At 60.6% G+C, this 22,722-nt stretch carries 23 protein-coding genes and 1 other RNA gene; 10 read left to right on the forward strand and 14 right to left on the reverse strand.

The window, feature by feature from the left end; translation table 11 throughout:
* Positions 1-17: 17 nt before the first annotated feature.
* From AC3WWR_RS23100 to AC3WWR_RS23110, 3 genes are all read left to right on the forward strand, one after another.
* Positions 18-356, forward strand: a complete 339-nt coding sequence (locus tag AC3WWR_RS23100) for an ACT-like domain-containing protein (RefSeq protein WP_083349886.1) — start codon at positions 18-20, stop codon at positions 354-356.
* An 89-nt stretch (positions 357-445) separates the two neighbouring features.
* Complete coding sequence (gene tfpB / locus AC3WWR_RS23105) at positions 446-2,230, forward strand: type IV pilus assembly ATPase TfpB (protein WP_020797282.1); 1,785 nt, start codon at positions 446-448, stop codon at positions 2,228-2,230.
* A gap of 70 nt (positions 2,231-2,300) precedes the next feature.
* Positions 2,301-2,618, forward strand: a complete 318-nt coding sequence (locus tag AC3WWR_RS23110) for a DUF2388 domain-containing protein (RefSeq protein ID WP_020797281.1) — start codon at positions 2,301-2,303, stop codon at positions 2,616-2,618.
* Positions 2,619-2,764: 146 nt separating this feature from the next.
* On the opposite strand, the gene gcvP is transcribed toward AC3WWR_RS23110, so the two are convergent.
* The 10 genes from gcvP to AC3WWR_RS23160 form a co-directional block, all read right to left on the reverse strand.
* Complete coding sequence (gcvP, locus tag AC3WWR_RS23115; RefSeq protein WP_492599109.1) at positions 2,765-5,638, reverse strand: aminomethyl-transferring glycine dehydrogenase; 2,874 nt, start codon at positions 5,636-5,638, stop codon at positions 2,765-2,767.
* 246 nt (positions 5,639-5,884) lie between these two features.
* A complete protein-coding gene (gcvH, locus tag AC3WWR_RS23120) occupies positions 5,885-6,268 on the reverse strand; it encodes a glycine cleavage system protein GcvH (RefSeq protein ID WP_020797279.1) in 384 nt (127 codons plus the stop codon).
* 50 nt (positions 6,269-6,318) lie between these two features.
* On the reverse strand, positions 6,319-7,401 hold the full coding sequence (gene gcvT, locus AC3WWR_RS23125) for a glycine cleavage system aminomethyltransferase GcvT (protein ID WP_020797277.1): 1,083 nt from the start codon (positions 7,399-7,401) through the stop codon (positions 6,319-6,321).
* A 155-nt stretch (positions 7,402-7,556) separates the two neighbouring features.
* A complete protein-coding gene (locus AC3WWR_RS23130; protein WP_033044230.1) occupies positions 7,557-9,173 on the reverse strand; it encodes an ABC transporter permease in 1,617 nt (538 codons plus the stop codon).
* A gap of 138 nt (positions 9,174-9,311) precedes the next feature.
* Entirely contained in the window at positions 9,312-10,316 is a 1,005-nt protein-coding gene (locus AC3WWR_RS23135) for an extracellular solute-binding protein (RefSeq protein WP_020797275.1), read from the reverse strand.
* Positions 10,317-10,537: 221 nt separating this feature from the next.
* Positions 10,538-11,755, reverse strand: coding sequence for a 2-octaprenyl-3-methyl-6-methoxy-1,4-benzoquinol hydroxylase (locus AC3WWR_RS23140; protein WP_168759239.1), 1,218 nt, complete (start codon positions 11,753-11,755; stop codon positions 10,538-10,540).
* 9 nt (positions 11,756-11,764) lie between these two features.
* The gene (locus tag AC3WWR_RS23145; RefSeq protein ID WP_033042136.1) at positions 11,765-12,250 is read right to left on the reverse strand and encodes a DUF4442 domain-containing protein; all 486 of its coding nucleotides are present in this window, start codon (positions 12,248-12,250) and stop codon (positions 11,765-11,767) included.
* Positions 12,243-13,430, reverse strand: coding sequence for a 2-octaprenyl-6-methoxyphenyl hydroxylase (gene ubiH, locus AC3WWR_RS23150; RefSeq protein ID WP_020797272.1), 1,188 nt, complete (start codon positions 13,428-13,430; stop codon positions 12,243-12,245). Before ubiH ends, AC3WWR_RS23145 begins: the two co-directional genes overlap by 8 nt.
* Positions 13,427-14,761 (reverse strand): Xaa-Pro aminopeptidase, encoded by a 1,335-nt coding sequence (pepP, locus tag AC3WWR_RS23155; protein WP_020797271.1) that lies wholly within the window; start codon positions 14,759-14,761, stop codon positions 13,427-13,429. Before pepP ends, ubiH begins: the two co-directional genes overlap by 4 nt.
* 26 nt (positions 14,762-14,787) lie before the next feature.
* A complete protein-coding gene (locus AC3WWR_RS23160; protein ID WP_020797270.1) occupies positions 14,788-15,345 on the reverse strand; it encodes a YecA/YgfB family protein in 558 nt (185 codons plus the stop codon).
* A gap of 197 nt (positions 15,346-15,542) precedes the next feature.
* On the opposite strand from AC3WWR_RS23160, the gene AC3WWR_RS23165 reads away from it, so the two are divergent.
* From AC3WWR_RS23165 to AC3WWR_RS23180, 4 genes are all read left to right on the forward strand, one after another.
* Positions 15,543-15,752, forward strand: a complete 210-nt coding sequence (locus tag AC3WWR_RS23165) for a TIGR02449 family protein (RefSeq protein WP_007982902.1) — start codon at positions 15,543-15,545, stop codon at positions 15,750-15,752.
* Positions 15,749-16,066 (forward strand): cell division protein ZapA, encoded by a 318-nt coding sequence (locus AC3WWR_RS23170; RefSeq protein WP_008055229.1) that lies wholly within the window; start codon positions 15,749-15,751, stop codon positions 16,064-16,066. Before AC3WWR_RS23165 ends, AC3WWR_RS23170 begins: the two co-directional genes overlap by 4 nt.
* A gap of 30 nt (positions 16,067-16,096) precedes the next feature.
* Positions 16,097-16,275: non-coding RNA, 6S RNA (gene ssrS / locus AC3WWR_RS23175), on the forward strand.
* A gap of 102 nt (positions 16,276-16,377) precedes the next feature.
* Positions 16,378-16,983 (forward strand): 5-formyltetrahydrofolate cyclo-ligase, encoded by a 606-nt coding sequence (locus AC3WWR_RS23180; RefSeq protein ID WP_033042138.1) that lies wholly within the window; start codon positions 16,378-16,380, stop codon positions 16,981-16,983.
* Between the two features lie 33 nt (positions 16,984-17,016).
* Here the strand turns inward: AC3WWR_RS23180 and AC3WWR_RS23185 are convergent, their stop codons facing one another.
* Complete coding sequence (locus tag AC3WWR_RS23185) at positions 17,017-17,172, reverse strand: hypothetical protein (RefSeq protein WP_020797268.1); 156 nt, start codon at positions 17,170-17,172, stop codon at positions 17,017-17,019.
* Between the two features lie 195 nt (positions 17,173-17,367).
* On the opposite strand from AC3WWR_RS23185, the gene AC3WWR_RS23190 reads away from it, so the two are divergent.
* Positions 17,368-17,820, forward strand: a complete 453-nt coding sequence (locus AC3WWR_RS23190) for an EVE domain-containing protein (protein WP_020797267.1) — start codon at positions 17,368-17,370, stop codon at positions 17,818-17,820.
* 113 nt (positions 17,821-17,933) lie between these two features.
* Here AC3WWR_RS23190 and AC3WWR_RS23195 read toward each other — a convergent pair whose 3' ends face one another.
* Positions 17,934-18,341 carry a flagellar basal body-associated protein FliL gene (locus tag AC3WWR_RS23195; protein ID WP_020797266.1) on the reverse strand — a complete coding sequence of 136 codons (408 nt, stop codon included), beginning with the start codon at positions 18,339-18,341 and terminating at the stop codon, positions 17,934-17,936.
* A gap of 150 nt (positions 18,342-18,491) precedes the next feature.
* On the opposite strand from AC3WWR_RS23195, the gene AC3WWR_RS23200 reads away from it, so the two are divergent.
* Positions 18,492-19,469 (forward strand): NADPH:quinone oxidoreductase family protein, encoded by a 978-nt coding sequence (locus AC3WWR_RS23200; RefSeq protein WP_020797265.1) that lies wholly within the window; start codon positions 18,492-18,494, stop codon positions 19,467-19,469.
* Between the two features lie 50 nt (positions 19,470-19,519).
* On the opposite strand, the gene AC3WWR_RS23205 is transcribed toward AC3WWR_RS23200, so the two are convergent.
* A complete protein-coding gene (locus AC3WWR_RS23205) occupies positions 19,520-20,134 on the reverse strand; it encodes an energy transducer TonB (RefSeq protein ID WP_033042149.1) in 615 nt (204 codons plus the stop codon).
* Between the two features lie 330 nt (positions 20,135-20,464).
* Here AC3WWR_RS23205 and glpT point away from each other — a divergent pair, with 330 nt between their 5' ends.
* Positions 20,465-21,814 carry a glycerol-3-phosphate transporter gene (gene glpT / locus AC3WWR_RS23210; RefSeq protein WP_033045731.1) on the forward strand — a complete coding sequence of 450 codons (1,350 nt, stop codon included), beginning with the start codon at positions 20,465-20,467 and terminating at the stop codon, positions 21,812-21,814.
* On the opposite strand, the gene AC3WWR_RS23215 is transcribed toward glpT, so the two are convergent.
* Positions 21,790-22,458, reverse strand: coding sequence for a gamma-glutamylcyclotransferase (locus AC3WWR_RS23215; RefSeq protein ID WP_020797262.1), 669 nt, complete (start codon positions 22,456-22,458; stop codon positions 21,790-21,792). The two genes, glpT and AC3WWR_RS23215, sit on opposite strands and share 25 nt — an antisense overlap.
* Positions 22,459-22,722 lie beyond the last annotated feature (264 nt).

Below are 22,722 nucleotides of genomic sequence, written 5' to 3' on the forward strand. Positions count from 1 at the left end.
CAGATTGGAGATCGAGCATGCCTTACCTGGAAGCCGTGAATACCTCGCTAACCCGCGCCGATGCCTGGAATGCCGGCAACACCCATTGCCGCGTTCACTATCAATTGCTCGCCGAAGCCGAACCGGACCTGTTATGCCGCGCGCTCAACCTGTTCGCCTTGCAGTGCCTGACCCCGCAACAGGTGCAGGTGCAGCGTCACGACGATTTGCTGGCCATCGATGTGGTCATCGACGGCTTGAGCTGGCATCGCGCCCAGGTGATTGCGCAAAAACTGCGCAACCTGATCAGCGTCTGTTCGGTCGATCTGCAAGCGGCGGATTGCGCCTGGGGAGAAGCGGTTCTGGCGGCGGGCTGAAAAACCCCGATACGGCTTCGTCGGGTAGTGGCCCAACGGCTTGCAGGGTCACGACTATCCTTTGCGCACTGTTTTCAAAAGGAGCCCGCATGTCCGTTCAAATCGCCCTTCAGGACCGCTGGCTGGACCTCAATGATGTGCTGCGTGAACTGGTCGCCCAGGGCTTTGTCAGCCAGGACTCGGCCGAACAGGCGTTGAACGCCCGACGCCGTCACGCCGCCGATGGCCAGATACACCCGCTGGAGTTCATCGCCAGCCAACACCTGGACGACCTCAGCCGTCCGGGCAAGCACCTCGACCTTGAAAGCCTGACCCTGTGGCTATCCCAGCAGGCGGGCCAGCCTTACCTGCGGATCGATCCGCTGAAAATCAACGTCGCGGCCGTGACGCCGCTGATGTCCTACGCCTTCGCCCAGCGCCACAAGATTCTCGCGGTGTCGGTCGATCGCGACGCAGTAACCATCGCCAGCGCCCAGCCTTATGTAACGGGTTGGGAAGCAGACCTGGCCCACGTGCTGAAGTTGCCGATCAAGCGCGTGGTGGCCAACCCGGTGGACATCCAGCGTTTCAGCGTGGAGTTCTTTCGCCTGGCCAAATCGGTCAGCGGCGCGAACAGCGCCGATCAGCAGGTCAGCCACCTGGGCAATTTCGAGCAGTTGCTCAACCTCGGCGCCAGCGACCAGGAGCCCGACGCCAACGACGCGCACATCGTCAATATCGTCGACTGGCTGTTCCAGTACGCCTTCCAGCAGCGCGCCAGCGATATCCACATCGAGCCCCGACGCGAACAGGGCACGGTGCGCTTCCGCATCGACGGCGTATTGCACAACGTCTACCAATTCCCGCCCCAGGTGACCATGGCCATCGTCAGTCGCCTCAAAAGCCTGGGCAGAATGAACGTTGCGGAGAAACGCAAACCCCAGGACGGCCGGGTGAAAACCAAGACTCCGGAGGGCGGAGAAGTCGAGTTGCGGCTCTCGACCTTGCCCACGGCCTTCGGCGAAAAAATGGTCATGCGGATCTTTGACCCGGAGGTGCTGCTCAAGGATTTTGATCAGTTGGGTTTTTCCGCCGATGACCTGCGGCGCTGGCAGGACATGACCCGCCAGCCCAATGGCATCATCCTGGTCACCGGGCCGACCGGTTCGGGCAAGACCACTACGCTCTACACCACGCTGAAAAAACTGGCGACGCCGCAAGTCAACCTCTGCACCATCGAAGACCCGATAGAAATGGTCGAGCCGGCGTTCAACCAGATGCAGGTCCAGCACAACATCGACCTGACTTTCGCCGCCGGTGTCCGGGCGCTGATGCGGCAAGACCCGGACATCATCATGATCGGCGAGATCCGCGACCTGGAAACCGCCGAGATGGCCATCCAGGCGGCCCTCACCGGGCACCTGGTGTTATCGACGCTGCACACCAACGATGCACCCAGCGCCATCAGCCGTTTGCTGGAACTGGGCGTGCCGCACTACCTGATCAAGGCCACCGTACTCGGCGTGATGGCCCAACGCCTGGTGCGTACCCTTTGCCCACACTGCAAGGCCCCGCAAACCCTGGGCGAGGAAGACTGGCAAACCCTGACCCGGCCCTGGCAGGCCCCCTTGCCTGGCAACGCCCAGCGCGCCATTGGCTGCCTGGAATGTCGCGATACCGGCTACCACGGTCGTGCCGGGGTGTACGAAATCATGCAATTGAGCGACGGCTTGAAGGCGCTGATCAATCCCGACACTGACTTGCTGGCGGTGCGGCGCCAGGCGTTCAAGGAGGGCATGCGCAGCCTGCGACTGTCGGGGGCGCAGAAAGTGGCGGCGGGCCTGACGACGATTGAGGAGGTGTTGCGGGTGACTCCGCAGAGCGAGCAGAAGTAGGTGGACCGTTACGGAACTCGATTGGGGGTCGACAATCCAACATCGCAGTTAATCAGTGGAGTCACCCATCATGCGTTTCAAAGTTGCTGTCGCTACCATCGCCTTGTTGTCCCTGCCTGTCGGCTCGGCGATGGCTGATAGCTTTTGGCGTAACGTCCTTACCTCCGGTGCAACCACCGGCTCGACCTACCTGACGTTCAAGGATAACAAGATGATCGTCGCGGCCCAGGACGATGCCGGCAGCTTTGTGGCCAGTGACGGCAGCATCCGCGGCCCGTACCTGGAAGCGGCAATGCAGAAAGTCCGCGCCGACAACCCGGGTTTGCAGGCCACGGATATGGAACTGGCGAATGCGATCCTGGCGAAGAATGCCGTGGCTTCGGAATAAGCCAGGTTGCCGAACGAAAAATGCCGCTCACATGAGCGGCATTTTTTATGGACGTTTAAAAGCAAAGATCGCAGCCTGCGGCAGCTCCTACAGGGGATCGCGCTTCAATGTAGGAGCTGCCGCAGGCTGCGATCTTTTGATCTTGCCTAACGGTACTCGTCCAGCGGTACACACGCACAAAACAGGTTCCGGTCGCCGTAGACATTGTCCACCCGGTTCACCGCCGGCCAATACTTGTGCGCCTTGGTGTGCGCATCCGGTGTGACCGCCTGCACGATGCTGTAAGGCCGTTCCCACACGCCAGTGATGTCCGCCAGCGTATGCGGCGCTCGTTTCAACGGGTTGTCCTCGGCCGGCCAGTTGCCATTCTGCACCTCGGTAATTTCCGCGCGGATGCTCAGCATCGCGCCGATAAAACGGTCCAGCTCTGCCTTCGATTCGCTTTCGGTGGGCTCGACCATCAACGTTCCCGGCACCGGGAACGACATGGTGGGTGCATGGAAGCCGTAGTCCATCAGGCGCTTGGCAACGTCCTCCTCGCTGATGCCGGTCAGCGCCTTGAGGGGTCGCAAGTCGAGAATGCATTCGTGGGCCACTCGCTCGTTGCGGCCGGTGTAGAGGACCGGAAACGCGCCGGACAGGTGCCGCGCCAGGTAATTGGCCGCCAGGATCGCCACTTCACTGGCGTCGGCCAATTGCGGCCCCATCATGGCGATGTACATCCAGCTGATCGGCAAGATGCTTGCACTGCCCCAGGGCGCCGCACTGACTGCGCCATTCTGTGGTTGCGGTCCTTCGATAGGCACGACCGGGTGATTGGCCACGAACGGCGCCAGGTGGGCGCGCACGCCAATCGGCCCCATGCCCGGCCCGCCGCCGCCATGGGGAATGCAGAAGGTCTTGTGCAGGTTCATGTGTGACACATCGGCGCCGATGTCCGCCGGGCGCGCCAGTCCGACCTGGGCGTTGAGGTTGGCGCCGTCCATGTACACCTGGCCGCCATGGCTGTGGATAACTTCACAGATTTCGCTGATGCCTTCTTCATACACGCCGTGGGTCGACGGATAAGTCGCCATCAGGCACGCCAGCTTATCCCCGGCCTGGGCGGCCTTGTCTTTCAGGTCCTCCAGATCGACGTTGCCCGCCTCGTCACACTCGACGATCACCACGCGCATCCCGGCCATCTGCGCCGAGGCCGGATTGGTGCCGTGGGCCGACGAAGGAATCAGGCAGACATCCCGCCCGCCCTGCTGGCGGCTCTCGTGGTATTTGCGGATCGCCAGCAGGCCGGCATATTCGCCCTGGGCCCCGGAGTTGGGCTGCATGCAGATCGCATCAAAACCGGTAATCGCGCAAAGCCAGCGCTCCAGTTCTTCGATCATCAATGAATAACCGAGGGCCTGTTCTCTGGGCGCAAACGGGTGCAGGTTGGCGAACTGCGGCCAGGTAATCGGGATCATTTCGCTGGTGGCGTTGAGCTTCATGGTGCACGAGCCCAGCGGGATCATCGATTGATTGAGTGCCAGATCCTTGTTTTCCAGTTGCTTGAGGTAGCGCAGCATCTCGGTTTCGCTGTGGTGGGCGTTGAACACCGGGTGGCGCAGATAGGGCGAGGTCCGTGCCAGCGTGTCGGGAATGCCGCCGTCCAGGGTTTCAGCGTCCAGCTCGTCGACACTGAGCCCATGATCGGCCCCCAGGAACAGGTCGAACAGTTTCGCCACCGTGGTTTCATCGCAGGTTTCGTCGAGGCTCACACCCAATTGCCCACGCCCCAGAATGCGCAGGTTGATTTGCGCGGCCTGGGCGCTTTCGATGATTGCGGTCTGGGTGCCACCGACCTCCAGGGTCAGGGTGTCGAAGAAGTGTTGGTTGAGACGGGTAATGCCCTTGCGCTCAAGGCCCGCGGCAAGGATGCAGGTCAGCCGATGGACGCGCTGGGCAATCCGTTTCAGCCCTTCGGGGCCGTGATAAACCGCGTAGAAACTGGCGATATTGGCCAGCAGCACTTGAGCGGTGCAGATGTTCGAGTTGGCCTTTTCACGACGGATATGCTGCTCGCGGGTTTGCAGCGCCATGCGCAGGGCAACGTTGCTGCGGGCGTCTTTTGACACGCCGATGATGCGGCCGGGAATCGCCCGCTTGTACTCGTCACGGCTGGCGAAAAACGCCGCGTGAGGGCCGCCGTAACCCATGGGCACGCCAAAACGCTGGGATGAACCGAACACCACGTCGGCACCCAGCTCCCCCGGCGGGGTGAGCAGCAGCAGGCTCAGCAAATCAGTGGCGACACACGCCAGCGCCTGCTGGGCATGCAGATGATCAATCAGCGGACGTAGATTACGGATCTCGCCGTGGGTGTCGGGATATTGCAGCAGTGCACCAAATACCTGGTGCTGTTTCAACTTATCCACAGCGTCGACGATCAGCTCGAACCCGAAGCCTTCGGCACGGGTCTGCACCACGGAAATGGTCTGCGGATGGCAGTTTTCGTCGACAAAGAACAGATTGCTTTTCGACTTGGCAACCCGCTTGGCCAGGGCCATGGCTTCCGCGGCCGCAGTGGCTTCATCCAGCAGCGAGGCGTTGGCCAGTTCAAGTCCCGTGAGGTCGATGGTCAACTGCTGGAAATTCAACAGCGCTTCAAGCCGGCCTTGGGCGATTTCCGGTTGATAGGGCGTGTACGCGGTGTACCAGCCGGGATTTTCCAGGACGTTGCGCAGGATGACGGCGGGGGTCAACGTGCCGTGATAGCCCATGCCGATCAGGCTGGTCCAGACCTGGTTTTGCTCAGCGTAACCGCGCAGCTTGGCCAGTGCGGCTTCTTCGTCGAGGGCTGGCGGCAGGTCGAGTGGTCGGTTCAGGCGGATTCCCGGCGGGACCGTCTGCTCGATCAATTCGACCCGGCTGCCGAGGCCAAGGCTGTCGAGCATCGCCTGCTGCTCGGCGGCATCAGGGCCAAGGTGGCGGCGAAGAAAGGCATTGGGGTCGCGTAACTGGCTCAGGGACGGCAACTGGGACATGACGGGCTCTCTCTTGGCTGGCGCTCAGCGTCGATGCAACTCGGTCAATCCAGCATAGCAGTCGATGCCAGACCCGAACCCTTGTAGGAGCGAGCATGCTCGCGATGAACCTGAGAACACCGCGGGGTGTCAGGCTTCCAGCGTCATCGTTGACGACCATCGCGAGCGTGCTCGCTCCTACAGGGGAAAAATCGCCAGAAGCAAAAAAGCCCCGACAGGTCGGGGCTTTGAGATAACGCTGAAGGCTTACTCGCCGATGGCGGCCTTGTAACCCGCTGCATCAAGCAGCTTGTCCAGGTCAGCCGTGTTGCTTGGCTTGAGCTTGAAGATCCACGCGCCGTACGGGTCGGAGTTGAGCAACTCAGGCTCACCGCTCAGAGCTTCGTTGACCGCGATCACTTCACCGGCAACCGGGGAATAGATGTCGGAAGCGGCCTTGACCGACTCCACCACACCAGACTGATCACCGGCGGCGAAGACGTTGCCGACTTCAGTCAGCTCAACGAACACCACATCACCCAGCGCTTCCTGCGCGTGATCGCTGATGCCCACGGTGACGGTGCCATCGGCTTCCAGGCGAGCCCATTCGTGACTCTCGGCAAAACGCAGGTCGGCAGGGATATTGCTCATGTTCTGTGTCCTCAGGAAATTTATCGGCGGTCAACATCCGCCGGGAAAGGTTAGATCAAGGTTTTGCCATGGCGCACGAAGGTCGGCTTGACCACTCGGACCGGGTACCACTTGCCACGGATTTCCACTTCCGCGCGGTCGGCGGTGGCCATCGGCACCCGCGCCAGTGCAATGGACTTGCTTAGCGTAGGAGAGAAACTACCACTGGTGATCTCCCCTTCGCCAACATTGGCGATGCGAACCACCTGATGAGCGCGCAAAACCCCGCGTTCCTCAAGGACCAGACCGACCAGTTTATGTTGTACGCCACCGCTGCGCTCGGCTTCCAGCGCCGGGCGGCCGATGAACTGGCGAGTGGAAGGCTCCCACGCGATGCTCCAGGCCATATTGGAGGCCAGCGGGGAAACGTCCTGGTGAATGTCCTGACCGTACAGGTTCATGCCCGCCTCGACCCGCAGGGTGTCGCGCGCGCCCAGGCCTATGGGGGAAATGCCCGCCCCCACCAGATCGTTGAAGAACCCCGGCGCCTGGTCGGCAGGCAGAATGATTTCCAGGCCGTCTTCACCGGTGTAGCCGGTGCGTGCGATGAACCAGTCACCGTCGGGCCGACCTTCGAACGGCTTGAGTTTCTGGATCAGTGCGCCGCGTGCCTGGCTCACCAGCTCGGCAATCTTGTGCCGGGCATGGGGGCCTTGAATGGCCAGCATTGCCAATTCGGATCGCTCGTTGAGCTGTACGTCGAAACCATCGAGATGCGCCTGCATCCACGCCAGGTCCTGGTCGCGGGTGGAGGCGTTGACCACCAAGCGGTAACCGCTTTCGAGACGATAGACGATCATGTCGTCGACGATACCGCCGCGCTCATTGAGCATGGTGCTGTACAACGCGGTACCGGGTTTATGCAGGCGTTCGACGTCGTTGGCCAGCAAATGCTGGAGCCAAGCCTTGGCCTGGGGGCCGTCGACATCGATCACGGTCATGTGGGATACATCAAAAACACCGCAATCGCGGCGCACTTGATGGTGCTCCTCGACCTGGGATCCATAATGCAGAGGCATATCCCAACCGCCAAAATCGACCATCTTCGCGCCGAGGGCAAGATGAAGGTCATACAGAGGCGTACGCTGTCCCATGGGTTTCTCCTTCCGGGCGTGGCGAAGGTGCGGTCGAGTGATAATTTGTGCGGGAACCTTGAAATAAAAGGCTTCCAGCCGCTTTCACTACCTTATCTGTCAGACGGACCGCACCGAATGCCGCGCATTGTAGCCGCAAGGTGTAGGACTGGCACCTAGCTGTTTCGATGCGCCGAACGTCGTATCAATCCGATGACTGGTAGCAGCCCGACCAAAACCAGGGTCAAGGCCGGTAAAGACGCCCTCGCCCACTCACCTTCACTGGTCATTTCGAAAATCCGCACCGCCAGCGTGTCCCAGCCGAACGGGCGCATCAGAAGGGTCGCGGGCATTTCCTTGAGCACATCGACGAACACCAGCAAGGCCGCGCTCATCGAACCGGGGAGCAGCAAAGGTAGATACACTTTGAAAAACAGTCGCGGCCCACTGACGCCCAGGCTACGTGCCGCTTCGGGCAAAGATGGCCGTATACGCGCCAGACTGCTTTCCAGCGGACCGTAGGCCACAGCGATGAAGCGCACCAGGTAAGCTAGCAGCAGCGCCAACAGACTGCCCAGCAACAATGGCTTGCCAGCCCCGCCGAGCCAGCCGGAGAGCGGGATCACCAACACGCGATCGAGGTAACTGAACGCCAGCATGATCGAAACCGCCAGCACCGATCCGGGCAAGGCGTAGCCAAGATTGGCCAGGCTCACCCCGGCGCGAATCCCCCGGGTCGGCGCCAGCCGCCGGGCAAACGCCAATACCAGGGCGACACTGACGGTGATCAACGCCGCCATCGCCCCCAGGTACAACGTGTGAATGATCAGGCCGGTGTAACGCTCATCCAGATCCAGGCGACCGCGCTGCCAGAACCACACCACCAGCTGCAGCATAGGAATGACAAAGGCGCAGGCGAACACCAGAGCGCACCACCCCGTCGCCAACAGTGCCTTGAGACCGCGCAGGTGATACAACGCCTTGACCCGTGGCCGTTCATTGCTCGCACGGTTGGCGCCGCGGGCACGCCGCTCGCCGTAGAGCACGAGCATCACCACCAGCAGCAACAGGCTGGCCAGTTGCGCGGCGCTGGAGAGGCTGAAGAACCCGTACCAGGTCTTGTAGATGGCGGTGGTGAAGGTGTCGAAGTTGAACACTGACACGGCACCGAAATCCGCCAGGGTTTCCATCAGCGCCAAGGCTACGCCAGCACCGATGGCCGGGCGCGCCATGGGCATCGCCACGCGCCAGAACGCCTGCCATGGGGATTGACCGAGCACCCGTGCCGCTTCCATCAGCCCCTTGCCCTGAGCCAGGAAAGCGGTGCGCGCCAGCAGATAAACGTAAGGATAGAAGACCAGCACCAGGACCAGGATCACCCCTCCCGTGGAGCGCACACGCGGCAAACGCAGGCCGCTGCCGAACCACTCTCGCAACAGGGTTTGCACGGGACCGGCAAAATCCAGCAGCCCGACAAAGACGAATGCCAGCACGTAGGCCGGAATCGCAAAGGGCAGCATCAGTGCCCAGTCCAGCCAACGCCGACCGGGGAATTCGCAAAGGCTGGTGAGCCAGGCCAGGCTCACCCCCAGGACCGTGACGCCAACGCCGACACCGAATACCAGGGTCAGGGTGTTGCCCAGCAGGCGCGGCATCTGGGTTTCCCAGAGGTGGGACCAGATCTGCGGGTCGATGGCTTGCCAGGACAGCAGCAGGACACTCAGGGGAAGCAGGACCAGCGCAGCGATGGCGAAGACCAGGGGATACCAGCGGCGTTGGGCGGGGTGGGCCAAGGTATAGCTCTCGCAAAATCTTGAAGTGTAGGGAAAACGCAAAAAGATCGCAGCCTCCGGCAGCTCCTACATTGGGTCGGTGATCACCCTGTAGGAGCTGCCGAAGGCTGCGATCTTTTGCTCTTTATTGCGGGCGACTCAGTTCCAGCCAGCGCGATCCATCATGCGAATCGCTTCGGCCTGGCGCTTGCCGGCAACTTCCACCGGCAGGGTATCGGCGACGAACTTGCCCCACGCAGCGACTTCGGCGGAGGGTTGCACGGTCGGGTTGGCCGGGTATTCCTGATTCACATCAGCGAAGATCTTCTGTGCCTCTGGCGTGGTCATCCACTCCACCAGGGCCTTGGCCGCTTCCGCATGCGGCGCGTGCTTGATCAGGCCAATGCCCGACAGGTTGACGTGCACGCCGCGATCCGCCTGGTTCGGCCAGAACAGTTTAACCGGCAGATCCGGTTTTTGCTTGTGCAGGCGACCGTAGTAGTAGGTATTGACGATGCCCACGTCGCACTGGCCAGCATTGATGGCCTCGAGCACTGCCACGTCGTCGGAGAACACGTCAGTGGACAGGTTGTTGACCCAGCCCTTGAGGATCTGCTCGGTTTTCTCGGCGCCGTGCACTTCGATCAGGGTGGCGGTCAAGGACTGGTTGTAGACCTTTTTCGCCGTGCGCAGGCACAGGCGGCCTTCCCAGTTCTTGTCGGCCAGTGCTTCGTAGGTGGTCAGTTCGCCCGGTTTCACTCGGTCGGTGGAATAGGCGATGGTCCGCGCCCGCAGGCTCAGGCCGGTCCAGGCGTGGGAGGCCGCACGGTATTGCAGCGGAATGTTGGCGTCTATGGTTTTCGAGGTGAAGGGCTGGAGGATGCCCATCTGCTCGGCTTGCCAGAGGTTGCCGGCATCGACGGTCAGCAGCAGGTCGGCGGGAGTGTTCTCACCCTCGGCCTTGATTCGCTGCATCAGCGGCGCTTCCTTGTCGGTGATGAACTTCACCTGGGTGCCGGTTTTCGCGGTGTAGGCATCGAACACTGGCTTGATCAGTTCATCGATGCGCGAGGAATAGACCACCACCTCGTCAGCGGCCTGGGCGGCGGTGCTGCCGATCAGGGTCAGGGCCAGTGCGGTCAGTAGACGCTTCGGTGCCAACATGGGAGCGGTCTCTCGATTGAAAAAGTGAGATCAAATGATAAGGACTCACATTTCGCTTCTCAATCGAACAGTTTCCGGAGGAGTTACCAGATGTTGCACGGGTGGGAATCAATGGTGAATGTACCGACGCCTTCGCGAGCAGGCTCGCTCCCACTGTTGTAATGCATTCCATTGTGGGAGCGAGCCTGCTCGCGAAGAGGCCATCAGCCGCAGCAAAGATGTCAAGCCTTGGCCAGCGCCGGCAAATCCCCGATCAACCCCAACGCCTCACGCACAAACAGCGCCTTGGCCTCGGGCATCCGATCGACCCAATTCAACCCGACATTACGCAACAAGCGCACCGGCAACGGGTCAGCCTGGAACAGCCGTTCAAAACCTTCCATTGCCGCCATCAACGCCAGGTTATGCGGCATCCGCCGACGTTCGTAACGGCTCAGCACCTTCACGTCCGCCAGTCGCTCGCCACGGGTTGCCGCTTGCAATAGCACTTCGGCCAGCACGGCAGCATCCAGGAAACCGAGGTTCACGCCCTGCCCGGCCAGCGGGTGAATGGTGTGCGCGGCATCGCCGATCAAGGCCAGGCCCTCTGCCACGTACCGCTTGGCATGGCGCTGACGCAGCGGCACGCACAGGCGTGGGTCCGCACTCAGTACCGTGCCAAGTCGACCTTCGAAGGCCCGCTCCAGCGCACGACAGAAATCCTCGTCATCGAGTTCCATCAAGTGCCCGGCTTCGCTCGGCGTGGTCGACCAGACGATCGAGCACCAATCCTGCTGACCGTCGCGTTCAAGCGGCAGGAACGCCAGCGGGCCATTGTCGGTAAACCGCTGCCAGGCGGTCGCTTGATGAGGTTTAGAGCTGCGCACGCTGGTGACGATGGCGTGATGCAGGTAATCCCATTCCCGCGTGGCGACACCAGTCAGGCGTCGCACCGCCGAGTTGGCCCCATCCGCCGCGATCACCAGCGGCGCGCGCAAGGTGCGGCCATCGGCCAGGGTTAGCAGCCAGTCGTCGCCGGAGCGGCGCATTTGTTCCAGGCGCGCATTGGCCAGCATGCCCAGGTCACAGTCGTGCAAGCGGTCGAGCAAGGCGTCCTGAACCACACGATTCTCGACGATATGGCCCAGGGCATCGGCATGCACGCTGGCCGCCGAAAAGTGGATTTGCCCGGTGCCGCTGCCGTCCCAGACGTGCATGTCGCTGTAGGGACTGCTGCGCCGGCTGGCAATACCGTCCCAAACACCCAGGCGTTCGAGAATTCGCTGACTGGCAATGGACAATGCACTCACGCGCGGCTCGAACGGCGCCTGCGGGTCATAGGGTTTGACGCTCAACGGGCTGCCATCGAGCAGCAGGACTTCCAGCCCGCTGTCCTGCAACGCCAGCGCCAGGGCGCTGCCGACCATTCCGGCCCCGACAATCAGCAGATCTGCGCGCATTTCCATGCTTTAAGCCTGTCTCGCTTGCGGCTTGAGCCGCACGTAAAGGGTTTTTCCGACACGCGCCACCAGGTGGCCGGCGCCGTCATGGATATCGACCTGCAATTGCGGCAGGTACTTCTTGCCCTCCGCCGTCTGCCGGCGGATCTCGTCGAGCAAGGTGTCATCGATGTTGAAACGGGCGAATACCGGGCCTTTGCCCGGCGCAATGAAATCGATGTCGGCGGACTTGTCCCAGATGATGTACTCGCGACCAAGGTTTTCCATCAGCATCAGCATGAAGAACGGATCGACCATTGAATACAGGCTGCCGCCAAACTGCGTGCCGACGTAGTTGCGGTTGTACCAACTCAAGCCCATGGACACCTGGACATCACGAAAGTCATCGCTGATGTACCGCACCCGAACCCCGGCACCAAGGTACGGCGGATAGAGGTTCATGAACCGGCACATCAAGCGGGCCTTGCCAAACCTGCGCGTCAGCCACTTAAACATCAGGGCGAGTACCCAGGCCCATGGCTTGCCGGGCGAACCAGCGCTTGGCCGGCGGCAGCAGATCAAGACCGAGCAGGCCCAGATTGCGGCCCAATGAGACCAGCGGCTGAGTACTGCCGAACAGGCGCGTGACCTGGTCGGAGAAGCCCACGGTGAGGCTCTGGTCCAATCGCTGGCGCTCGCGGTAATCCTGCAAGGTGGCGAAGTCGCCCGGCAGGCGTTCGCTGGCGAGCAGCGCATCGGCCAGCGCCTGGGCATCGCGCAGGGACAGGTTGAACCCCTGGCCGGCAATCGGATGCAGGCTGTGGGCAGCATTGCCGAGAACCACCAGGTGCGAGCGCACCTGCTCTTCGGCCTCCACCAGCGCCAGCGGATACAAGTGCCGCACACCGACTTGCTTCAACGTGCCAAGGCGATAACCGAACACCCCCTGCAGCTCGCTCAGGAAACTGCGCTCATCAAGGGCGGCCAGGCGCTGTGCATCCATGCCCTGGCGGGTCCAGACCAGCGCGCAACGATTGTCCGGCAACGGCAGGAACGCCATTGGGCCGTCGTCGGTGAAACGTTCGAACGCCATGCCGTCATGGGCTTCGCTCGGGGTGATGTTGGCGATCAGCGCGCTCTGGTTGTATGGGCGTTTCTTGATGCCGATGCCCAGTTGCTCGCGCAAGCCTGAACGGCCGCCATCGGCGAGCACCGCAAGGTCGCAATCGAGCGTGGTTTCGTCATTCAGGGTCAGGCGGTAGCCATCAGTGAGCGGCTCCATGCGCGTGACTTCCGCCGGACAACGCCAACTGATCACGTCCTGGTCCAGGCCTTGCCACAGGCAATGGCCAAGCCAGGCGTTTTCCACCACATACCCCAGCGCCGGAACGCCCTCTTCCATCGCCGACAGTCGCGCCGTGGAAAAACGCCCACGGTCAGAGACGTGAATCTGCTTGATCGGCTCTGCGCGGCGGGAGATTTCCTGCCAGGCGCCCAGGCGCTGATAAATCTGCCGCGCACCGAAGGACAACGCCGTGGAACGCGCATCGTAACTGGGTTGATAGCTGTCCCCGGGGGCAAACGGTTCGATCAGCACGATCTTCCAGCCACGGGCCTTTGCCCCGGCCTGCAAGGCTAACGCCAGACTGGCGCCGACCAGGCCGCCACCGATAATCGCCAGGTTGACTCGATTCATGCCGCTTGTGTCCGTGCTTGCGCCATCAGGGCCTCGATCTCGGCGACGGTTTTCGGTACGCCTTTCGTCAGGATTTCACAGCCGGCCTTGGTGACCACGACATCGTCCTCGATGCGCACGCCAATGCCGCGCCATTTCTTCGCCACGCTCTGGTTGTCCGGAGCAATGTAGATCCCCGGCTCCACGGTCAGCGCCATGCCCACTTCCAGCACGCGCCATTCGCCACCGACCTTGTACTCGCCGACGTCATGCACATCCATGCCCAGCCAATGACCGGCGCGGTGCATGTAGAACGCCTTGTAGGCTTCGCTGGCGATCAGTTCGTCGACGTTACCCTGCATCAGTCCCAGCTCGACCAGGCCCGAGGTAATCACCCGCACCGTGGCTTCGTGGGCCTGGTTCCAGTGCTTGTTCGGGGCAATCTCGGCAAACGCGGCTTCCTGGGCGGCCAGCACCAATTCGTAGATTGCCTTCTGTTCTGCGCTGAATTTGCCGTTGACCGGCCAGGTACGCGTGATGTCGCTGGCGTAGCAGTCGATCTCGCAACCGGCGTCGATCAGCACCAGATCGCCGTCCTTGAGCAGCGCGTCATTCTGCTGGTAATGCAGGATGCAGCTATTGCGCCCCGCCGCGACGATCGAGCCGTAGGCCGGCATCTTCGCCCCGCCTTTGCGAAACTCGTAATCGAGTTCGGCTTCCAGGCTGAACTCATGCAACCCGACGCGGCTGGCCTGCATCGCACGCACGTGTGCCTGGGCGGAAATCCGTGCGGCTTCGCGCATCACCTTCACCTCTGCCGCCGATTTATACAGGCGCATGTCGTGCAGCAGGTGATCCAGGGCAACGTATTCGTTCGGCGGCTGGGCGCCGAGGTTGGCCTTGGAGCGGATCACGTTGATCCATTCCATCAGGTGCCGGTCGAATTCCGGGTTGCTGCCCATGGCCGAGTAGACGCGGTCACGGCCTTCGATCAGGCCGGGCAGGATGTCGTCGATGTCGGTGATCGGGAAGGCGTCGTCGGCACCGAAGTCGCGAATCGCACCCTCTTGCCCGGCGCGCAGGCCGTCCCACAACTCGCGTTCGGCGTTGCGTTCACGGCAGAACAGGATGTATTCACCATGCAGGCGCCCTGGCATCAGGACCAACACGGCCTGAGGCTCGGGAAAACCGCTGAGGTACTGGAAGTCGCTGTCCTGGCGATAGACGTGCTCGACGTCGCGGTTGCGGATGGCTACCGCGGCGGCGGGCAGGATGGCGATGCTGTTGGGTTCCATCTGCGCCATCAGGGCCTTGCGGCGACGGCTGTATTCCGATTTCGGGATATGAATCATGGGCAGATGGCGTTCCCTGGCATTGATCAGTGCAGCGACGGCTTGGCCGCAGCCGCTGCGTCTTTCTTGGTTTCCGAGAACAGCAGCAGCGGCGCGACGCGCAGGTACTCCATGACTTCCATATAGTCGGTTTCGCCGTCTTCGGACTCTTCCAGCGCGTCTTGCACCTGGGAAATGGCTGCAAGATCCTGCAACACTTCAGTTGCCTCAGTGCTGAGCATGCTACTGTCGCGGCAATTCAAGCCGAAACCACTGAGGAAGCCTTGGCACCACTGGCCCAGAGCCACGGCGCGTTCGGTCAGCGGAGCGTCGTCGGTCGGCAGCAACAGGACCACGGTTACGTCGTCGCCGGTGAGCTCACCCTTGACCATCTCTTGCAGGCCGATCAGGGCGCTGCGAACGTTGTCCTGCGGCTCGCTTTCGAGCAGTTCGGCGGCGTCGATCAGCCAGCCTTCGGCGTCGAAACCGGCGCCGGCGCAACTGCGGCCGAGCAGCAGGCCGTGCAGTTCGGCAGGCGAGACGTTATGACCGCTGGAGGTCAGCAGGGTGGCGAAGCCTTGGTACGGGGAATTCTGAATGGTCATGGGCAGCTAGGCGCCAGACGGCGCTATGTCTAGAATGAAGGCCTTGTATCCTACATCGACTACCCCTGTAGGAGCGAGCACGCTCGCGATGGTCGTCAACGATATCCCTGGGGTCCTGACACCCCGCGGCGTTCTCAGGTTCATCGCGAGCATGCTCGCTCCTACAGTTACCACCCATCAGACGAACAGTGGACACAATGGAAGACACCGACCTGCAAGCGCTGATGGCCAGACTCGAACTGTTGATTACCCGAGTCGAGCAACTTAAGAGCCAAAATGGACTCTTACTAGCTCAGGAAAAGACCTGGCGCGAGGAACGCGCGCACCTCATTGAAAAAAACGAAATCGCCCGGCGTAAGGTCGAATCGATGATTTCGCGCCTCAAGGCCCTGGAGCAAGACTCATGAGTTCAAGCAATAGCGTCACTGTGCAGATCCTCGACAAAGAATATTCGATCATCTGCCCCCAGGAAGAGCGCAGCAACCTGGTGAGCGCCGCTCGCTACCTGGACGGCAAGATGCGCGAAATCCGCAGCAGCGGCAAAGTCATCGGCGCCGATCGCATCGCCGTGATGGCCGCGCTGAACATCACGCACGATTTGCTGCACAAGGAAGAACGACCGGATATCCAGGCCAGCGGTTCAACCCGCGAACAGGTGCGCGACCTGCTCGATCGCGTCGATCTGGTGCTCGCCACTGATCCGGATGTCACCAAGGGCTGATTCGCGTCACCGCTTGCGGTATACTCTGATCACTCCCTGGGGTGCTTGCCAGTTGGCGATGTCCCTGAGCCGATTTGCTATACCCTGGAGGTCGCACGTTGGGCTGGTGTGCATGTCCGCTAGACGGAAAGCCTTAAAGCCTACTGCGTCTTCCACCTTGAACTTTCGGGTTCAAGGGCTAAGTCGACAGCGGCACATCCGGGGAGCCTGATTCCAGTCCGATGCCGGTTTTAATACCGGCATCGGCGTTTTTACTGCTCTGCTTTTTTACAGAGGCGCTTTAGGTAACCGTATTGCCGAAGCCAAAATCCATGACCGAACCTGCGCTGCTCCCTCGACCGCAACTTCGACGCATGCTGCGCAAGGCCCGCCGCGCACTGACAACCAGTCAGCAGCGCCAGGCGGCTCGCGGGCTGTACAAGCAATTGGCCCAGCAACCGCTGTTCCGCCGCGCCAAACACATCTCTCTTTACCTGCCCACCGACGGTGAAATCGATCCGCGCCTGTTGTTGCGTGCGGCTCAACGTCGGGGCAAGGCCACCTATCTGCCGGTGCTCAGTGCCTGGCCGCGAACCAAAATGGTGTTCCAGCGCATCCGCCCCGGCGAAAAGCTCAAGCCCAATCGCTTCCGTATCCTCGAACCCAGGCACAACCTCGCACGACAACGCAAAGTCTGGGCGCTGGACCTGGTGCTGCTGCCATTGGTGGGGTTTGACGATGTTGGCGGACGCCTGGGCATGGGCGGCGGCTTCTATGATCGAAGCCTCGCCTACCTGGCGCGCCGCAATGACTGGCGTAAACCGACATTGCTAGGGCTGGCCCATGAATGCCAGAAGGTCGAGCGACTGGCTCAAGCGAGCTGGGATGTGCCGTTGCAAGGAACGGTGACGGACAAGGCCTGGTATTACGCAGGCTAGACGCCACCACGCTCAGGCGTCAAAAAGCAAGGATCAGCGCTTGAAGGCTGTCGACTGTTGCTGCAGCGCCGAGACCTCGATGGGTGCATCGGTCTTGTTGTTCCACAGGCTTTGGGCATAGCCAGTGGTCACGACGCCAAGGCCGAACAAAATAACCAAAATCCAAAGTAAATCCGGTTTGCGTTTCATCGATTGCCCCCCAAAGGCATATCAACACGATGACAGCAGCGGTTTCCGTTTGTAGGCCGTGCAGCAGCGTCAAGCTTGAAAGGCCGGCATTTTGCGACAACGTGAACCCGCACGCAAATGCTGGCGTCAACCGACTGTCGGTTTGTCATAAAATTGCCCGACAACCTTTCCACCCACTTCGCAAGGAGCCAAACCATGGCCTATTGGCTGATGAAATCCGAGCCCGACGAACTCTCGATCAAAGGCCTGGAGCAGCTTGGCAGAGCGCGCTGGGACGGGGTTCGCAACTATCAGGCGCGTAATTTTTTGCGCGCAATGGCGGTGGGGGACGAGTTCTTTTTCTACCATTCGAGCTGCCCTGAGCCGGGGATTGCCGGGATTGGCAAGATTGTCGAAGCGGCGTATCCGGACCCGACGGCGCTGGAGCCTGAGAGCCATTACTACGACCCTAAGGCAACACCGGATAAAAACGCCTGGAGTGCTATCGATGTCGCTCATGTGGAAACGTTTTCCAGGGTGTTGAAGCTCGATTATCTGAAGCAACAGGCGGCGCTGGCGGAGATGCCTTTGGTACAGAAGGGTTCGAGGCTTTCGGTGATGCCGGTGACGGCGGAGCAGTGGGCGGCGGTGATAGCACTTAAGCCGTAAGATGTGCGGCGGCAATCAGAATGCTTTCGCGAGCAGGCTCGCTCCCACAGGGGACGCATTCCAATGTGAGAGCGAGCCTGCTCGCGAAGAGGCCCGTCCGGGCAACGCAAGCCTTATTGGATGATGAGGTTGTTGAACAACAGGTCCTCAACCACCGGTTTGCCGGTTTCATCATTCATGATCTGCTGGGTTTGCTTAAGGGCTTCCTGACGCAGCTTTTCCTTAGCCTCGACATTGTTCATCGTCTCGGTGGACTGCTGGGCAAACAGCGCCACCAGTTGATTACGAATCAACGGTTCGTTGGCCTTCACCGCTTTGGCGGCCTCGTCACCCGTCACACGCAATGCCACATCAGCCTTGTAGACCTTGAGCTTCGGCGTGCCATCGAGCCCGTAGTTGCCCACGAACGGCGGGCTCAAGGTGACGTAATTGACCTTCGGCGCCACCTCTTCCTTGGCCTCTTCGGCCACCGCTGCCATAGGCAAGGAAAGGCCCAGCAACAACATGATCCACGCTTTCACAATTCGCTCCTTATCCGGTTTGCGGCCTAGCATAACCACCCGCTACGCCAGCACAAGCTTATGGCTGGTTATCAGGGCCGGGCATGCTCGTTGACCCGTCGACTCACACACCTACACTTATCGGCCAACACTCCCAAAGGAATAGCCCTGATGAAAGCCGTGCTGTGCAAAGCCTTCGGCCCTGCCGAATCGCTGGTGCTGGAAGACGTCGCCAGTCCTGTCGCGAAGAAGAACGAAATCCTGCTGGAGGTGCACGCCGCCGGGGTGAACTTTCCCGACACGCTGATCATCGAGGGCAAGTACCAATTCAAGCCGCCCTTCCCTTTTTCCCCCGGCGGTGAAGCCGCCGGCGTAGTCAGCGCCGTGGGCGAAAAAGTCAGCCACCTGAAAGTCGGTGACCGGGTCATGGCCCTTACCGGCTGGGGCAGCTTCGCCGAACAGGTCGCGGTGCCGGGTTACAACGTGTTGCCGATTCCGCCTTCCATGGACTTCAACACCGCCGCCGCCTTCAGCATGACCTATGGCACTTCGATGCACGCCCTCAAGCAGCGCGCCCACCTGCAACCCGGCGAAACCCTGCTGGTACTGGGCGCCTCCGGCGGTGTCGGCCTGGCGGCTGTGGAAATCGGCAAGGCCATGGGCGCCCGGGTGATCGCCGCGGCCAGCAGCGCGGAAAAACTTGCCGTGGCCAAGGCCGCGGGTGCCGACGAGCTGATCAACTACAGCGAAACCAGCCTCAAGGACGAAATCAAGCGCCTGACCGATGGCCAGGGTGCCGACGTGATCTACGACCCGGTGGGCGGCGACCTGTTCGACCAGGCCATCCGCGCCATCGCCTGGAACGGCCGCCTGCTGGTGGTGGGCTTTGCCAGCGGACGCATTCCCGAACTGCCAGTAAACCTCGCACTGCTCAAGGGCGCGGCTGTACTCGGCGTGTTCTGGGGCTCGTTCGCCCAGCGTCAGCCGCAGGATAACGCCGCCAACTTCCAGCAATTGTTTGGCTGGTTTGCCGAAGGCAAGTTGAAGCCGCTGGTGTCGCAGGTGTATCCGCTAAGCAATGCCGCGCAGGCCATCAATGACCTGGGCCAGCGCAAGGCCGTTGGCAAGGTGGTTGTGCAGGTTCGCTGAGCCCGCCACACGGTCTGGACTCCCATCAATGGTGTCCAGGCCGCCCCAAACTAAAGCAACTTGCGAATATCCTCCGGTAAAAACCTCACGTACCTGGACACCGGATTGTTCAGGCATTCCCTGACAATGACCGGCACCTTCCTGTTCATCCCGGCTATCAGCGCCAGGCGACGCTCGTTAGGCAACGTTGTGGCAGAAAAGGCATTCGATAAATAGGCACGGGTGTAGTGGAACGCAGTGGTATCAGCCCAGGCGTGTTCGGGCGTGTTGACCGTGACTTCATTGAGATCGCGACATTTCAGTTTCTTAAGCCATTCATTGAGATGAAGGGGTAACGCTGAATTGAATCCAAAGACCATCGGCGCAATCACTTCCTGCTCCGCAGGCTTCCCATCCTCAACCGTCCATGGCTTGAACCGCCACTGCCCTATCGCCACCCTGCACGCCTCGGCCAAATCATGATGATCGCTTTGCAAAATACTTACCTTGCTGACCGAGCCATCGGCATGGACCGTAAACCTGACCCTGACATCACCGATGATTCCGGCCCGTTGCAGCGCTGGCGGATAAATCGGCTTGGGGTTGTGCTCCGGTATCAGGAACACGTCACCTCCCCTACTTTCAACAGACAAAACCAACAGCACCAAACACATAACCCACCGCATAACGCATCCCCCTTCTTACCCTGCATCGCCAAACCTGGCTGCCAGACAAAGGGTAAAGATCGAAGGCTTTGGGCTGAAGGTCATGGCTTCCGGTAAAAGCGCAGGACCTTTCCCAAAAAGCTGCCCTATTGCGTTCAGATCAGGCACATCTACGTCGAAACGGTAACGCTTCCTACACCGCCCTTCATTTACGTCTGAGCGACATGTTCATAAAAGAACGCTCGATTTCCAACATTTCCGCTGTTTTGTCGATGAGAACCGATGCTATTTTCGGTAACGAAACTGTAACATTCGCATCCGCAGTCAAAACAAGAAATTTGGAGCTCTTGAATGTTTGCTTTCTTTCGTCCTGCCGCACATCAGGCTCCGCTGCCTGAAGAAAAAATAGACAGCACCTACCGACGCCTGCGCTGGCAGATCTTCGCCGGTATCTTTATCGGTTACGCCGGTTACTACCTGCTGCGCAAGAACTTCTCCCTGGCCATGCCTTATCTGATCGAAGAGGGCTATACCCGTGGAGAATTGGGCGTGGCGCTGTCGGCGATTGCCATTGCCTATGGTTTGTCCAAGTTTCTGATGGGCATCGTTTCCGACCGTTCCAATCCGCGCTACTTCCTGCCGTTCGGCCTGTTGGTCTCGGCAGCGGTGATGTTCACGTTCGGTTTCGCACATTGGGCGACGTCCAGCGTGACCATCATGTTCATCCTGCTGTTCATCAACGGCTGGGCGCAGGGCATGGGCTGGCCGCCAAGTGGGCGGACCATGGTCCACTGGTGGTCGCAGAAGGAACGCGGTGGCGTGGTGTCGCTGTGGAACGTGGCGCATAACGTGGGTGGTGGCTTGATCGGCCCACTGTTCCTGATCGGCATGGGCCTGTTCAACGACTGGCACGCTGCGTTTTATGTACCGGCGGCAGTGGCCATGGCCGTGGCGGTGTTTGCCTTCATCACCATGCGCGACACCCCGCAATCGGTCGGCCTGCCGCCAATCGAGAAGTACAAGAACGACTATCCGGAAGGCTACGACGCGAGCCACGAAGAGGAATTCAGCGCCAAGGAAATCTTCGTCAAGTACGTGCTGCGCAACAAGATGCTCTGGTACATCGCCCTGGCCAACGTCTTTGTCTACCTGCTGCGCTACGGCGTGCTGGACTGGGCACCGACCTACCTCAAGGAGGCCAAGGGCTTCACTGTGGACAAGACGTCCTGGGCGTATTTCTTCTATGAGTGGGCCGGTATTCCGGGCACGTTGCTGTGCGGTTGGATGTCAGACAAGATCTTCCGTGGCAACCGTGGCCTGACAGGCATGGTGTTCATGGCATTGGTGACCGTGGCGACACTGGTGTATTGGCTCAACCCGGCCGGTAACCCGACTGTCGACATGATTGCGCTGGTCTCCATCGGCTTCCTGATCTACGGCCCGGTGATGCTGATCGGCCTGCAGGCACTGGAACTGGCACCGAAGAAAGCCGCCGGTACGGCTGCGGGCTTCACGGGGCTGTTCGGCTACCTGGGAGGTTCGGTCGCGGCCAGTGCAGCGATGGGCTACACCGTGGACCATTTCGGCTGGGACGGCGGTTTCATCTTGCTGATCAGCGCCTGCCTGCTGGCGATGGCCTTCCTGGCGCCAACCCTATGGCACAAGCAAGTCGCCAGTCAGAGCCGCGAAGCACTGGCTTGATCATCCTTTGACTTGCAGCGCTTGAGCCGCGCCTCCAGATTGCGGTCTGGCATGGCGTGGCTACGCAGGGCGTGGGCGGTCTGCTCGACATAATCGCGAGTAGTGCCGTAGCGCCCGCAAGCGTTCTCGAACACGTGGCTCAGGACATGATCCGGCAGGTTGCCGGCATAACTGGGCAGATGCCGCTCCAGGACAAATCCCAATGCCTGAACCTGGTTGCCGTCTTCCAGTCGGCAGTTGAGCCAGTGCGGGCGATAGGACGGAAATGGCATCTCACGTTTCCATAGCGCATACAACGACGCGTCCAGCTGTTCATCAGGCAAGCGATAGGCGAAACCGCTGCAGGAGCCGCCGCGATCCAGACCAAAGACCAGCCCGGGCATTTCCGGCGTGCCACGATGCTCGTGGGACCACAGGTACAAACCGCGATGATAGCCATGCACTCGCCCACGAACGCGCTCGACCGCCGTGCATTCAGGGCGCCAGATCAGCGACCCATACGCGAACAACCACACCGGCCCGCCTTTGTGGCGCGCCATGGTCGACTGCATAGAGCTGAGCAATTGTTCGTGCGTGAGTTGCGGCCCCAGATCGAGCTGCGGAGGATAGGACAGGTTCAGAAACGAAGATTCAATGGCGCTCATGGCGAATAGCGTTCAGCTCCCCGCGAGTAGACAGTTACTAAATAGAACGCACCGCTGTAGCAATAAGGCACATATGTATTCAAGTAATTGAAGCGCATTGGCGCAACTCTTAATTAATTACTTGAACGATATATAACCTACCGACATTTATATTATTTTATAAATACCGATCGGCTATATAGAGAGTTATAACGGGAGGAACTGTAGGAGCTGCCGCAGGCTGCGATCTTTTGATCTTCAAGGCAAGGTCAAAAGATCGCAGCC

The sequence above is a fragment of the Pseudomonas sp. EB271-G4-1 genome (genome assembly GCF_058791355.1).

Coding starts and splice junctions, on each gene's coding strand:
- AC3WWR_RS23100 (WP_083349886.1), top strand. CDS start 18: ATGCCTTACCTGGAAGCCGTGAATACCTCGCTAACCCGCGCCGATGCC.
- tfpB (WP_020797282.1), top strand. CDS start 446: ATGTCCGTTCAAATCGCCCTTCAGGACCGCTGGCTGGACCTCAATGAT.
- AC3WWR_RS23110 (WP_020797281.1), top strand. CDS start 2,301: ATGCGTTTCAAAGTTGCTGTCGCTACCATCGCCTTGTTGTCCCTGCCT.
- gcvP (WP_492599109.1), bottom strand. CDS start 5,638: ATGTCCCAGTTGCCGTCCCTGAGCCAGTTACGCGACCCCAATGCCTTT.
- gcvH (WP_020797279.1), bottom strand. CDS start 6,268: ATGAGCAATATCCCTGCCGACCTGCGTTTTGCCGAGAGTCACGAATGG.
- gcvT (WP_020797277.1), bottom strand. CDS start 7,401: ATGGGACAGCGTACGCCTCTGTATGACCTTCATCTTGCCCTCGGCGCG.
- AC3WWR_RS23135 (WP_020797275.1), bottom strand. CDS start 10,316: ATGTTGGCACCGAAGCGTCTACTGACCGCACTGGCCCTGACCCTGATC.
- AC3WWR_RS23140 (WP_168759239.1), bottom strand. CDS start 11,755: ATGCGCGCAGATCTGCTGATTGTCGGGGCCGGAATGGTCGGCAGCGCC.
- AC3WWR_RS23145 (WP_033042136.1), bottom strand. CDS start 12,250: ATGTTTAAGTGGCTGACGCGCAGGTTTGGCAAGGCCCGCTTGATGTGC.
- ubiH (WP_020797272.1), bottom strand. CDS start 13,430: ATGAATCGAGTCAACCTGGCGATTATCGGTGGCGGCCTGGTCGGCGCC.
- pepP (WP_020797271.1), bottom strand. CDS start 14,761: ATGATTCATATCCCGAAATCGGAATACAGCCGTCGCCGCAAGGCCCTG.
- AC3WWR_RS23160 (WP_020797270.1), bottom strand. CDS start 15,345: ATGACCATTCAGAATTCCCCGTACCAAGGCTTCGCCACCCTGCTGACC.
- AC3WWR_RS23165 (WP_007982902.1), top strand. CDS start 15,543: ATGGAAGACACCGACCTGCAAGCGCTGATGGCCAGACTCGAACTGTTG.
- AC3WWR_RS23170 (WP_008055229.1), top strand. CDS start 15,749: ATGAGTTCAAGCAATAGCGTCACTGTGCAGATCCTCGACAAAGAATAT.
- AC3WWR_RS23180 (WP_033042138.1), top strand. CDS start 16,378: ATGACCGAACCTGCGCTGCTCCCTCGACCGCAACTTCGACGCATGCTG.
- AC3WWR_RS23185 (WP_020797268.1), bottom strand. CDS start 17,172: ATGAAACGCAAACCGGATTTACTTTGGATTTTGGTTATTTTGTTCGGC.
- AC3WWR_RS23190 (WP_020797267.1), top strand. CDS start 17,368: ATGGCCTATTGGCTGATGAAATCCGAGCCCGACGAACTCTCGATCAAA.
- AC3WWR_RS23200 (WP_020797265.1), top strand. CDS start 18,492: ATGAAAGCCGTGCTGTGCAAAGCCTTCGGCCCTGCCGAATCGCTGGTG.
- AC3WWR_RS23205 (WP_033042149.1), bottom strand. CDS start 20,134: ATGCGGTGGGTTATGTGTTTGGTGCTGTTGGTTTTGTCTGTTGAAAGT.
- glpT (WP_033045731.1), top strand. CDS start 20,465: ATGTTTGCTTTCTTTCGTCCTGCCGCACATCAGGCTCCGCTGCCTGAA.
- AC3WWR_RS23215 (WP_020797262.1), bottom strand. CDS start 22,458: ATGAGCGCCATTGAATCTTCGTTTCTGAACCTGTCCTATCCTCCGCAG.